The organism is Methylotenera sp. N17 (assembly GCF_000799155.1).
In the GTDB taxonomy this organism is placed as follows: domain Bacteria; phylum Pseudomonadota; class Gammaproteobacteria; order Burkholderiales; family Methylophilaceae; genus Methylophilus.
Genome location: NZ_JUGE01000001.1, coordinates 1,641,737 through 1,654,607, shown reverse-complemented (window position 1 = coordinate 1,654,607; position 12,871 = coordinate 1,641,737). Strand labels below are relative to the sequence as shown.

Annotated in this window: 14 protein-coding genes; 5 read left to right on the top strand and 9 right to left on the bottom strand. The window is 46.2% G+C overall.

The genetic code is table 11. From position 1 onward, the window contains the following. The first annotated feature begins 206 nt into the window (after window positions 1–206). On the top strand, window positions 207–1,184 hold the full coding sequence (locus FG11_RS07880; protein ID WP_200884568.1) for a trypsin-like peptidase domain-containing protein: 978 nt from the start codon (window positions 207–209) through the stop codon (window positions 1,182–1,184). A gap of 36 nt (window positions 1,185–1,220) precedes the next feature. On the opposite strand, the gene FG11_RS07875 is transcribed toward FG11_RS07880, so the two are convergent. From FG11_RS07875 to FG11_RS07865, 3 genes are read right to left on the bottom strand one after another with little or no spacing between them, the layout of a single operon-like run. Then, on the bottom strand, window positions 1,221–1,697 hold the full coding sequence (locus FG11_RS07875; protein WP_020182534.1) for a response regulator: 477 nt from the start codon (window positions 1,695–1,697) through the stop codon (window positions 1,221–1,223). 43 nt (window positions 1,698–1,740) lie between these two features. Then, the gene (locus tag FG11_RS07870; protein WP_047534144.1) at window positions 1,741–3,702 is read right to left on the bottom strand and encodes an ATP-binding protein; all 1,962 of its coding nucleotides are present in this window, start codon (window positions 3,700–3,702) and stop codon (window positions 1,741–1,743) included. A 14-nt stretch (window positions 3,703–3,716) separates the two neighbouring features. Continuing rightward, window positions 3,717–4,511, bottom strand: a complete 795-nt coding sequence (locus FG11_RS07865; RefSeq protein ID WP_047534141.1) for a response regulator transcription factor — start codon at window positions 4,509–4,511, stop codon at window positions 3,717–3,719. 126 nt (window positions 4,512–4,637) lie between these two features. Between FG11_RS07865 and FG11_RS07860 the strand changes: the two genes are divergently transcribed. The 4 genes from FG11_RS07860 to FG11_RS07845 all read left to right on the top strand — a co-directional run bounded on the left by FG11_RS07860 (window position 4,638) and on the right by FG11_RS07845 (window position 7,762). Beyond that, a complete protein-coding gene (locus FG11_RS07860) occupies window positions 4,638–4,910 on the top strand; it encodes a hypothetical protein (protein WP_020182531.1) in 273 nt (90 codons plus the stop codon). 38 nt (window positions 4,911–4,948) lie between these two features. Next, window positions 4,949–5,248, top strand: a complete 300-nt coding sequence (locus FG11_RS07855; RefSeq protein ID WP_047534138.1) for a hypothetical protein — start codon at window positions 4,949–4,951, stop codon at window positions 5,246–5,248. A gap of 240 nt (window positions 5,249–5,488) precedes the next feature. Then, window positions 5,489–7,069 carry a SulP family inorganic anion transporter gene (locus FG11_RS07850; RefSeq protein WP_020182529.1) on the top strand — a complete coding sequence of 527 codons (1,581 nt, stop codon included), beginning with the start codon at window positions 5,489–5,491 and terminating at the stop codon, window positions 7,067–7,069. 51 nt (window positions 7,070–7,120) lie between these two features. After that, a complete protein-coding gene (locus FG11_RS07845) occupies window positions 7,121–7,762 on the top strand; it encodes a carbonic anhydrase (protein ID WP_020182528.1) in 642 nt (213 codons plus the stop codon). 75 nt (window positions 7,763–7,837) lie between these two features. Here FG11_RS07845 and fdx read toward each other — a convergent pair whose 3' ends face one another. From fdx to FG11_RS07815, 6 genes are all read right to left on the bottom strand, one after another. Then, entirely contained in the window at window positions 7,838–8,179 is a 342-nt protein-coding gene (gene fdx / locus FG11_RS07840; RefSeq protein WP_020182527.1) for an ISC system 2Fe-2S type ferredoxin, read from the bottom strand. 14 nt (window positions 8,180–8,193) lie between these two features. After that, window positions 8,194–10,086: a Fe-S protein assembly chaperone HscA gene (hscA, locus tag FG11_RS07835; protein ID WP_047534135.1), complete on the bottom strand. Its 1,893-nt coding sequence runs from the start codon at window positions 10,084–10,086 to the stop codon at window positions 8,194–8,196. A gap of 14 nt (window positions 10,087–10,100) precedes the next feature. Beyond that, on the bottom strand, window positions 10,101–10,625 hold the full coding sequence (gene hscB, locus FG11_RS07830; protein WP_047534132.1) for a Fe-S protein assembly co-chaperone HscB: 525 nt from the start codon (window positions 10,623–10,625) through the stop codon (window positions 10,101–10,103). 40 nt (window positions 10,626–10,665) lie between these two features. Then, a complete protein-coding gene (gene iscA, locus FG11_RS07825; protein WP_020182524.1) occupies window positions 10,666–10,989 on the bottom strand; it encodes an iron-sulfur cluster assembly protein IscA in 324 nt (107 codons plus the stop codon). Window positions 10,990–10,991: 2 nt separating this feature from the next. Continuing rightward, window positions 10,992–11,390: a Fe-S cluster assembly scaffold IscU gene (gene iscU / locus FG11_RS07820; protein ID WP_020182523.1), complete on the bottom strand. Its 399-nt coding sequence runs from the start codon at window positions 11,388–11,390 to the stop codon at window positions 10,992–10,994. A gap of 245 nt (window positions 11,391–11,635) precedes the next feature. After that, window positions 11,636–12,853, bottom strand: coding sequence for an IscS subfamily cysteine desulfurase (locus tag FG11_RS07815; RefSeq protein ID WP_020182522.1), 1,218 nt, complete (start codon window positions 12,851–12,853; stop codon window positions 11,636–11,638). Window positions 12,854–12,871 lie beyond the last annotated feature (18 nt).

The following is a 12,871-nucleotide window of genomic DNA, read 5'->3' as shown; positions in this document are numbered from 1 at the left end:
TATTTCCCAATGCCTAACTGTTAAATTCCACCTAAGTGGCTTCAATAGGCGCATCCCAGCCATATGGGTGAATATGGTTTCAAGTTGGAACACTTATTGCAAAACTAACGTTAAAAGCAACATTGTTTGTACTACATCACTAAACCTGACATTTGGCCTGACATTTGAAAAACGAAGTCAGATTTGGTTGCAGATAGGGAAGCGCAATGATGAAACGTTACTTGGGTACACTAAATACACTACTGTTACTGCTATGTGCAGCAGGTAGTGCATGGGCCAAGCCAGCAGATGATATGGTGCGTGCGTTGAATGCTAGCGTGTTGCGTGTGACAGTTAATTTACCTAATGGTAAGCAAGGTTTAGGCTCTGCAGTGGTCATTGCCAAAAACGAAGTGATTACGAATTGCCACGTAGTGACTGATGCTACCGATGTGTCTGTGATTGTGAATGGTGAGCCACATGCTGCTACCGCAATCAAAGCAGATTGGCATCATGATTTGTGCATGCTGACTGTAGACAATCTAGATGCACCTGTTGTCAACATGGGTGCCAGCAAAACATTACAGTACGAATCTTCACTGTTTACTATCGGCTATCCGGACGAAACAAAAACACCAGTTAACACGTATGGCGTGGTGAAAGGTTTGTTTCCCATGGATGACAGTGTGATTATTCGCGCTACTACTCCATTCAGATTGGGCGCAAGTGGCGGCGGTGCTTTTGATGATGCAGGTAATTTGGTTGGTATCATTACACTCAAAAGCCGAGGCGATGCTGCGTATTACTACTATATGCCAGTGGAATGGGTGCAAGCGTTGATGCGCAAACCTGCACAAGCATTAGGTGCAAAAAGTGAAAAACCTTTTTGGGCGATGGACATCAAGCAACGTCCTTATTTTATGCAGGTGGTACAACCTTACCTCTCACAAGAGTGGAGCACCTTATTAAAAGTAGCTACGCAATGGGTGCAAACCGAACCCAATACGGCAGAATCTTGGTTCTATTTGGCTGCTGCAGAGTATGCAACCAAAGATTATGACAGTGCAGAAGCACACTTTAAGCAAGTGCTGGCACTCAATCATCAGCACAGCCAAGCCATGGAGTATTTGGGAAAATTGGCAGAGAAAACTGCCAAGGTACAACAAGGGTTGAGCCGTGTAGCCATGTTGCAGCCAGCGCGCTAGACATGCATTGGTTGCGGGGCTAGCGCTTATCTCCGTCTATTGCTCTGATTCAGGTGCTTGCGGTGCGTGTTGAACAGGTCGCACCTCGGTATTGAGTGATTTTAAGTGGCGATACAGCATTCGCGTTTCCAGTAAATTCCATACCCTTAGCATGGCTTCGATATTATCAAACGGCTTGGTCAGAAAATCTTTAGCGCCAAGCGCCAGCGCTTTTCTTTTGGCGCCAATAGTTGCATCCGCAGTCAATACCAATACCGGCAAGTATTCATCTTTAGAGATATGGCGAGACAGCATTTCTAATACTGCATAGCCGTCTAGCTCCGGCATCATTAAGTCTAATAAAATAAGATCTGGCTCAAATGCTTTAAATAAGTCTAAAGCGCGTGCGGATTCTGCAGTGCTGATGACTTGATGAAAGCCTTCTCTTGCCAGCAAGTCTTCCAGCAGTCTTAAGTTGGCTTCTGCATCATCAATCACTAAAATTTTGGCGTTTAATATATCGGCTTCGTTCATATTCTATTCTGAGTGTGGTCTAGTCTAAGTATGGTCTAGTCTGCTAAGTTTCAATCAATTCTCTTACTTTTTTGTTAAACGCAGCCACATCCAAGGGCTTGGTAATATAGTGCGCTACACCTGCGTTTCTCAATCGCTCAATCGTGTTTGATAGGGCATCGGCGCTTAATATCATAATGGGAATATGCTGATAAGCTGGTGCTTCCTTAATGTAACTGACAAGGCTTTCTCCAGAACCGTCTGGCAGGTGCAAATCAATCAGCAATAGCGATGGCATGGCTTCTGTTAAATACTGTTTGGCGTCTTTGATGGTGGACACACAATGGATGCGTAAATCACGCTGACGCTGAATGATGGCTTCTACCAGTGCACGGTTGCTGACATTATCTTCTACGTACAATATGGTGTGTTTTTGGTTAAGCGGTACCTGCTGTTTGTTATGCGGATGTGAAAACGCGTTGGTGGTTATATTAGGCTCGCATGCTGGAATTTCTATCCAGAATAAACTCTTATCATCTGCCACGTGAATACTGCCATGCATGGCTAGCATAATGTGTTTGGAAAGTGCAAGTCCAAGCCCAGTGCCTTCCACCTTGGTTTGTTCTGCACCTAATCGGTCAAATGGGGTAAATAAACGTTCTTTTAATTTGGTGGGAATGCCTGCACCTTCATCTTGTACTTCAATAATGATATTGCTATGACGGTTGTATGCATTCAGTCGTACAGTAGAATTTGCAGGCCCGTATTTAAGCGCATTAGACAGCAAATTAAGCGCTACTTGCAGCAGCTTTTGTCGGTTGGCCAGTGCCCAAAGATCTGGGGCAATCTCGCATTTGATTTCAATATCTCGGATTTTCCCTATCGGTGCAATGTAGCGCGTGGCTTCTTCCAACATAGTGCTCACCGCAGTCGGTGTGAGCTCCAGAGAGATCTCGCCGGATTCGATTTTGGCAAGCTCTAGCACTTCGTTGATTAATTTGAGCAAGTGCTGACCTGCACCTAATATGAGCGATACGCTGTCCCGCTGCTTTCCCGGCGATAAGTCTTGCTCCAGTAATTGGGCAAACCCTAAAATGGCATTGAGTGGTGTTCTTAACTCGTGACTGGTTCGGGATAAAAACATGCTTTTGGATGCGCTGGCTTCTTCAGCCTCTTGTCTGGCTTGCACGGCATCTGTGATATTTTTAACCAGCAATTGCGATGCGTGATCTAGCTCGTCAGACAGTTGCCCAAGCTCATCACGGCTACTAGAAGGTAAGTCCAGCGCCTCGGCTTTGGCAAGGTGGCCTGCGCTATCCCTCAACAAGCGTACGCGCCTGACAATCGTGCCGGAGAATATCCATACGGCAAGAATAGAGCCAATGATGCCGGATACTGCGGCAACCAGTGTAATGTTGATGTGACGCTGACGCTGATCGACCACGTCCTGCTGATCTTTGGCCACTAAAATCGCTTCCTCTGCATTGAGGCGTTCAATCTCGAATCGTAATTTATCCAGTGTACTCACCTGAGATTTAAACTTGGCGATGAGGTCATCCGAAGCAATGTTGGACTCATATTCAGAGAGTATTCTCAAATCATGTAGATTTTGCTCAACCAAGGGATTGATGTTGGCTAGGCGCGCTCTTTGTGCATCATTGTCCAATTGAATCTTCAACGCCGACAATATTGCAGGAAGCTTACTTTCCACATGAAAAAAGATATCCAAGAAGTGTTTGTCCCCAGTCAGTAAATAATCCCTCACCCCAGTAGAGGCTTCAATCAGCAGCGTATGCACGCGTTGAATATCGCGTTGGTTTTGCAGGGCAACGCGGAGCTTGTTTTCTAATTGTGTGGATTCTTGCTCACGTACATATAAAGAGCCAAGTGAGGCCAATAAAACAAGTAAGGGCAAGGTGATCACGCACACGCCTTTGATGCCCAAAGGTAAGTCTTGCCAAGCCTGCGCCACCCAACTCAGCGGCTGGAACGTTTTTACTTTGGTAGGTGGTTGCGTATTATTCATCAGTAAAATGTATGCTAAATAGTCTTAAATGACGACTTGTAGCCAAGCTCGACGGCTTTCACGGCTGCTTGCGTTCTATCTTTTACCCCAAGCTTATTCAAGATGCGCTCCACATGAATTTTAGCCGTGCCTGGCGCAATGCCCAACTTCGCTCCAAGTTCATTGTTGCTGAATCCTGCAGGTAGTAGCGCCAGAATTTCACGTTCCCTAGGCGTGAGCGCTTCGAGGATAGTCAGGTCAGCTTCTGTGCGCGCCGGCCCTTGATGTTGCGAGATTGCTAATCCTAGCAGGCCAGCAATGGCTTGTAGAGTTTCCACCTCTGGCGTGCCCAGGGTGAGCTTTTTGCCAGAGAGTCCAATCACTCCTTTGCCATGCTGTCCCAAAGCAATAGGAATCAGGCATTCGTGGTGGTTGACATCTCCATGTGTCCAGAGTTGCGTGTGCTTATGTTCATATAGAGTAAACCGCACTGGATTTTTCAGCATCATGGCCAGCACGCCCATCATAGGAATTCTGGCACCCACAGGGAGTGTTTGACCAAGCTGACTGAATACGACTAGTTTGCCAGAGCTTTCAATAGCCAGTAGCGCGTGTTGCGCAGAAAGCAAGGTGCAAAGCGAACGTAGTAGACTAGAGGCGGTGTTGATATCCCAGCCACGCTCAAATAATGCTTGGCCTAGGCTAAGGTAGGTACGCGTATGCGCATCGTTGGCCTGTATTTGCTTAACGCTTTGCCTAAGCGCACGCGCACTGGTCGGCTGGTCCGTGTCGATTGGCTGGTTTTGGTTGTCTGGTAGGTCATTCGGCATATGCCAAGTAGTATATACCGTTCTACCTATAATGGTAGATTTTTAGTTGATGGGCGTCATGCATAATGCGTTTCATCGGGAAAGCAATCAATCGCCCGAAATAACTAAAATTTGGAGAATGAGAAAATGAAAAGTTTAAATTTAGCAGTCATTGTGTCTTCAGTCGCTTTATTGGTATCTGGTGCTGTACATGCTGAAGATGCGTACAAAAAGAATGTCCATAACCAAAATTTTTCAAAACGCCCATATGCACAACCGCTTCCTGATAGTGCTTATCAAAAAGCTAATGAGTTTGAAGGCGCAACATTGGTACGTGGCGAAGTGAACGAAGATGGCAATGCTGTAGATCAAAAACAGCAAGCACAGCGTCTTAGCAATTTATCAAAACGCCCATACTAATTGATGGGTATGAATTAAGTATGCATAAGGAGATGGTAATGAAGAGCATAGGTTTGATTGGTACGGTAACAGCTGCGCTATTGTTGACAGTAGGTGTGTTGACAGCAGGTGTAGCGCAAGCTGAAGAGAATCATGAGCACAGCATCATCAACCAGCATATTTCTAAACGTCCGTACCAAGCCCCTAGCTCGGATGCAAGTGCCAATAAGGCAGAGCACTGGGAAGGCGCGACTCTGGTGAAAGACGAAGCGCATGAGGAGAAAGCAGGGCCTACCCAATATCAGCAATTGCGTATTCGTATGCTGGGGCAGCGTCCTTATTTGGAGGGTAATAAGTAGGCCAATATGGCCAAACTAAGGCCGTATCCCGTAGCGAATAGAATACGTGGCCTGCATCACACCAAGACGGAATTGCCGCCTTGGTGCGTATATAATTTCTTGCTTCTGGCAGAACACCAAATATTATATGTTTTAGAAACTAAATTTTAATATTTAGAATCTATAATGAAGTACATCACGGCCGTGGTGATACTTCACTATGGTTATTCTTTTGATTTCAATGTTTTAGGATAAGAATAAATGTCAACAAGCCTGTCACAGCAATCAAAGCTTTTCGGTTTTTTTAAAGATTTTAATAGTGATTTCCCTGCCAGTATCGTCGTATTTTTTGTAGCGCTGCCGCTGTGTTTGGGCATTGCATTGGCCTCTGGTGCGCCGCTGTTTTCCGGTGTCATTGCCGGCATTATCGGCGGTATTGTGGTTGGTATTGCCAGTGGTTCTCAGCTAGGTGTCAGTGGCCCTGCTGCAGGTTTAGCCGTGATTGTGCTTACCGCAATCGGTACCTTGGGCTCGTTTGAGGCCTTTTTACTGTCCGTCGTCGTCGCAGGCGTTATCCAGTTTTTACTAGGCTTTTTTAAAGCAGGCTTTATTGCCTATTTTGTCCCTTCATCCGTCATTAAAGGCATGTTGACGGGGATTGGCCTGCTGATTATCTTGAAGCAAATTCCGCATGCACTTGGTTACGACTTTGATTACGAGGGCAATGAGTCTTTCTTTCAGGCCGATGGCAGCAATACGTTTACATCGCTGATGGATGCTTGGAATTTATTGACTCCAGGTGCACTGTTTATTGCGGCCATTTCTATTGCCATTTTAATTTTGTGGGATACCGTACTCAGTAAAAAGCACAGAGTGTTTCAGATTCTGCAAGGCCCGATTGTAGTGGTGTTACTGGGTATTCTTTTAAACTACTTATTCCAAACCGGTGTGCTGAACTTTACATTGGCACCGGATCAAATTGTTGAGTTACCTGTTGCCGATAGTTTAAAAGACTTTTTGGGTCAATTTACTTCTCCGGATTTCTCGCAAATTTCTAATATTGAGATTTATAAAGTAGGATTTGTGATGGCGATTGTGGCCAGCTTAGAAACGCTGCTGTGCGTAGAGGCGACCGACAAGCTTGACCCCATTAAACGCGTGACGCCGACCAACACTGAATTAAAAGCGCAAGGAATAGGCAATGTGCTCTCTGGGCTGATTGGTGGTCTACCCATTACGCAAGTGATTGTGCGTAGTTCAGCCAATATTACCTTTGGTGCTAAATCTAAATTATCCGCAGTGCTGCATGGCATATGGTTATTGTTAAGCGCAATTACCATCGCCAGTTTGTTGAACATGATTCCGTTAGCAAGTTTGGCGACGATTCTGATTATGGTCGGTTACAAATTGGCCAAGCCTTCTTTATTCACCGGCATGTATAAGTTGGGTTGGGAGCAGTTTGCACCCTTTATTGCCACAGTGATTGCTATTTTACTCACCGATCTACTGACTGGAATTGGCATTGGCTTAGTGGTTGGCATTGTCTTTACGTTACATCACAGCTATCGCAATTCGCACTATATGAAGGAATCTACTTCTAAGACCGAAGATGGGCGCGAGGTGCATCATATTGTGTTGGCAGAAGAGGTCTCGTTTTTTAACAAGGCGAGTATTATCTCTGCGTTAGAAGCGATTCCCCGCAATACCAAAGTGATTATTGATTGCTCTAATAGCAAATCGATTTCGTATGATGTGGTTGAGTTTATTCGTGATTATCATCTGCACGCAAAACTCAAAAACATTGATGTTGAAACCATTGCATTTATTGAGCCTAAGTCTTGAATCTAAGTCTTAACGCGCTTAATACTATGCAACTAATAAGAAAGTGGAAATATGTATAAACATCCTTTAATTGATCGTGACAAAATGACCCCGGCCGAGGCGCTGGATATTTTGATAGAAGGTAACCACCGTTTTATCAACAACTATTCTGTGGAAAAAGACTTCCAAAGTTTGTTGCGCATCACGCGTGATAAACAACATCCGTTTGCGTCTTTTTTAAGCTGTAGCGATTCACGTGCACCTGTAGAGTTGGTGTTTGACCAGGCATTGGGCGATATTTTCAGCGTACGTTTGGCCGGTAATATTGCATCGGACAAAGCGGTGGGAAGTTTGGAGTTCAGCTCAAAGTATTTGGGCAGTAAATTAATCGTGGTGATGGGGCACACCAGTTGTGGCGCAGTGAAAGCAGCATGTGATGACTTTAAAGATGGCCATATTGGTGAGATTATTAATCTAATCAAACCTTCCATCCGTCATGAGAAAACGATTGCGGCTGAGCAACGCAACTCCAAAAATCCAGACTTCGTTGAAAAAATTAATGCCTTGAATGTCAAATATCAAATTGATTCCATTATCCGCATGAGCGATATCATTGCAGACATGATTGAGTCGCGCGAGATTGGTATTATCGGCGGGATATATGATTTGGAAACTGGTAAAGTGAAATTTTTGGAAGACACACTCAAAGTTTAAGCCTGAGTTTGCTTATTCAAACGCAGTAAATTAAAAAACCGCCGAGAGGCGGTTTTTTAATGGGTGCTTATAACGTTAACGATGCCCTTCTTTGGCCATGTTAATGCTGTATTTTGGAATTTCTACCACTAAATCGGTATCGCCCACGATGGCTTGGCAAGACAAGCGTGATAACGGCTCTAGCCCCCATGCTTTATCTAACAAGTCTTCTTCGTTCTCTTGCGGGTTGTTCAGTGAGCGATAGCCTTCACGCACAATCACATGGCATGTGGTACATGCACACACTTTGTCGCAGGCATGATCAATATCAATGTCGTTGTCCAGTAAGGTTTCACAGATAGACTCACCTTTGTTGGCTTCAATCACGGCACCATCTGGGCATAACTCAACATGGGGCAATACGATAATTTGTGGCATGGTTTAATTTCCGCTTAAAGTTCTAAAGTATTTACATCTTGGCCGGCCAGCGCCTGTTTGACTGAAGCGTCCATGCGGCGTGCGGCAAATGCTTCGGTAGCATGATTCAGCGCTTCGGTAGCTTGATGGATGGCATGACTATCTTTGCCCTGATTCAGCGTTTGTAATGCCTGTATCTGTAATTGAATCGTTTTCTGCTCTTCTGCCGATAACAGTTGAGCACCGTCTTGCGTCAACGCAACTTGAATGGCTTCTATCAAACGTTCGGCATCTACGGTGGCCTCGCGTAATGCGCGTGCTTGCTTATCGCTCTCTGCAGCGCTAAACGAGGATTGCAGCATGCCCGTGATGGTGTCTTCACTCAACCCGTAGGATGGTTTGACTACTACGTTGGCTTCTACGCCACTGGTTTGTTCACGCGCGCTGACAGAAAGTAGGCCATCCGCATCAATCTGAAAAGTGACACGGATGCGCGCGCTGCCAGCCACCATCGGCGGAATGCCGCGTAATTCAAATCGCGCCAAAGAACGACAGTCGGAGACCAATTCACGTTCGCCTTGTACCACGTGAATGCTCATGGCGGTTTGACCATCTTTAAAGGTGGTAAATTCTTGCGCGCGTGCAATCGGTAAGGTGCTATTGCGAGGGATGACTTTTTCGACCAATCCGCCCATCGTCTCCAAGCCCAGTGAGAGCGGGGTGACGTCTAATAACAATAATTCATCATCGCTACGATTACCTGCTAGCACATTGGCTTGAATAGCCGCGCCTAATGCGACGACTTTGTCGGGATCCAAATTGGTCAGCGGCTCTTGTTTAAAGTAATTTTCTACTGCATGACGGATGTGCGGCATGCGTGTGGCGCCACCCACTAACACCACCCCGTTAATCGCTTCAATGTCTAGTCCTGCATCGCGCATGGCCTTACGTGTCGGGCTTAAGGTTTTGGTCACCAGATTTTGCGTGAGCTCTAAAAACTTATCCACCGTAAGTGTCACATCGACCAGGCTGCCATCGCTCAATTTACATAGAATCTGTGCCTCGTGATTGTCGGTGAGCCACTCCTTGGCTTGGCGCGCTTTGGTCAGAAGTAAACGTGTGTCTTCCTCATTCAGCGGATTAAAGTGTTGTTGGCTGGCGCGCACTTGGTCTAGTACCCAACAGTAAATACGGTGGTCAAAATCATCTCCGCCAAGCGCAGAGTCGCCATTGGTGGCCAACACTTCAAACACGCCTTTGGATAAGCGCAGAATGCTAATATCAAACGTACCGCCGCCAAGATCGTAAATCACATAGATGCCTTCAGAGGCATTGTCTAAGCCATAAGCCACGGCTGCTGCGGTGGGTTCATTCAATAAACGCAACACATTCAACCCCGCTAAACGGGCAGCGTCTTTGGTAGCTTGGCGTTGGGCATCGTCAAAATAGGCGGGCACGGTAATCACTGCACCTACCAGCTCGCCGCCCAATGCTTTCTCAGCACGTAGTTTGAGGGTTTTTAAAATTTCTGCTGAGATCTCTACCGGACTTTTTAAGCCTGCGCGTGTCTCAATCTGCAGCATACTCTGTACGCCATCTCCAGCCACAAAGCGGTAGGGGATATGCGCACGATCAGCAATGTCTTGTAAGCTTCTGCCCATAAAGCGTTTGGCTGAGACAATCGTATTAACGGGGTCTTTGCTTTGCTGGGCTTGTGCCTCATGGCCCACGACAATTTCGTTCTCTGACAAATAGCGTACCACAGAAGGCAATAGCGAATGACCGTGCTCATCTTGGAGCACCGTACTCATGCCGCTACGCACGGTGGCCACCAAAGAGTTGGTAGTGCCTAAATCAATCCCCACCGCTAATCGGTGTTGATGGGGCGCGGCGCTCATGCCTGGTTCGGAAATTTGCAGTAATGCCATGTGAATTCTTTACTTTAATCTTCTAATCGACTGATGATCTCTTGCACATCAGCACTGACTTTATCAATAAAACTGAGCTTTCTAACCAACTGCGCCGCTGCTTGTGGGTTCCCGGATACGGTATCTGCAAACTCTTCTTGCAACGCCTTGGCGCTAGCTTTCATGGTGCGCAGTAAATCCTCTAGGGCGTCAATGTCATGCGCATGCTGCGCATCTTCCATCGCTTCGCGCCACTCCATTTGTGTCATTAAAAAATCAGCCGGCATCGCCGTATTGCTGTCCTCTAATGTCTCAATGCCTTGTAGCTGCAATAAGTACCTTGCGCGAGAGGTCGGGTGCTTTAGGGTTTGGTAGGCTTCATTCATCAAGGTTGCAGTTTGCATTGATTGCAAGCGCTCGCTTGGTGTCGCTGTCACAAACTTATCCGGGTGCACTTCTGCTTGGATTTTGCGGTAATTACGTTGCAACACCTCTAAATCAATACTGAATTGCTGCGGCAAGCCAAGTAGTTCAAAAAAGTGATGGGCAGTGTGTGACATAAAAAGACGTTACGCGTGATGTAGAGATCAGCCGCAGCTGCTAAATGGTGAACGATTCGCCGCAGCCGCATTCATCTTTCACATTGGGGTTGTTGAATTTAAACCCTTCATTTAAGCCTTCTTTGGTAAAGTCGAGCTCTGTCCCGTCAATGTAGACTAGGCTTTTTGGGTCAACAATCACTCTCACGCCATGGCTTTCAAACGCCATGTCTTCTGTGTGCATTTCATCCACAAACTCAAGCGTGTAAGCCATGCCGGAACAGCCAGTGGTTTTGACGCCCAAGCGCAAGCCAATGCCTTTGCCACGATTGGCCAAAAACTTTTCAACGCGTTTTGCTGCGGTTTCTGTCAGTGTTATCGCCATACTTAAGCTGCTTCTTTTGATCCAGGTTGCTTAGATTTTAAATCGGCCACCGCTGCTTTAATCGCATCCTCTGCCAATACTGAGCAGTGAATTTTTACTGGCGGCAATGCCAATTCCTCTGCAATGGCAGAGTTCTTAATTTCTGCTGCTTGGTCCAAGGTTTTGCCTTTTAACCATTCTGTGACCAAAGAGCTTGATGCAATGGCAGAGCCACAACCATAGGTTTTGAATTTGGCATCTTCGATAATGCCAGCATCATTGACCTGAATCTGCAACTTCATCACGTCACCACACGCTGGCGCACCCACCATACCGGTGCCTACGTTGGAAGCGTTCTTGTCCAAAGAGCCCACGTTACGTGGATTCTCATAGTGGTCTAAAACTTTGTCTGAATATGCCATACCGTTCTCCTTAAATTAAAAATGCTTCACAACTTCTGCGTTAGCTCGGCTTGCCGTACTAGTCGTACTGTCTTCGCCTCGCTGCCTTGAATTTGTTTTGCCTTTTCAATTTTATAATTATAAAACTCTTCTATTGACTACTAAATGCGCACTATTTTATTGACTAGCAAGGCGGAGAGAAGCGCCGCATAGCATTGCTATGCAAGCTTTTCGACAACGCCGCTAGGCGAGAAAAGAGAAGCATTTTAATGCGCTGCCCATTGTACTTTGGACAGATCAATCCCATCTTTAAACATTTCCCATAATGGGGATAACTCACGTAACTTACCAATCTTGCTTTTGAGCAAATCAATCGTGTAATCCACATCAGCCTGCGTCGTGAAACGGCCAATCGAAAAGCGAATTGAGCTATGTGCCAATTCATCTGAACGACCCAATGCACGTAGTACATAGCTTGGCTCTAAACTGGCAGAAGTACATGCAGAGCCAGATGACACGGCAATGTCTTTGACGGCCATGATGAGTGACTCGCCCTCTACAAAGTTAAAGCTCATGTTCAAGTTGTGCGGTACACGATGATCTAAATCGCCATTCACATAAGTCTCTTCAATTTCCATCAAGCCATGCAACAAACGGTCACGTAACATACGGATGCGCTCGTTCTCTGCTGCCATTTCTTCATGTGCGATTCTAAACGCCTCGCCCATGCCCACGATTTGATGCGTAGCCAATGTGCCAGAACGCATGCCGCGCTCATGACCACCACCGTGCATTTGCGCTTCAATGCGGATGCGCGGTTTACGGCGTACATACAATGCACCAATGCCTTTAGGGCCGTAGGTTTTGTGTGCAGAAAAGCTCATCAAATCCACCGGTAGCGTTTCTAAATCAATCACTACCTTACCAGTTGCCTGTGCGGCATCTACGTGAAAAATCACATTGTTTGCACGGCAAATGTCACCAATCGCAGTGATGTCTTGAATCACGCCAATCTCGTTATTGACTAGCATCACAGAGGCTAATACCGTATCAGGACGAATCGCCGCTTTAAACTTTTCCAAATCAACCAAGCCATTTGGCTCAGGCTCTAAATAAGTGGCTTCAAAGCCTTGGCGCTCTAACTCACGCACAGTGTCAATCACTGCTTTGTGCTCAGTAGCTACAGTAATAATGTGCTTGCCTTTACTTGCGGCATAGAAGTTTGCTGCGCCTTTAATCGCCAAGTTGTTGGATTCGGTTGCGCCTGAAGTCCATACAATTTCACGTGGGTCAGCATTGACTAGCTTGGCTACTTCTTCACGTGCGTTTTCTACCGCTTTTTCTGCGGTCCAGCCGTACGGGTGGCTACGTGATGCAGGGTTGCCGTAATGCTCCGTAATAAACGGAATCATTTTAGCTGCAACACGCGGATCAACCGGCGTGGTGGCAGAGTAGTCTAAATAAATCGGTGCTCTATCTGACATTGTTTACTTTCCAATCGC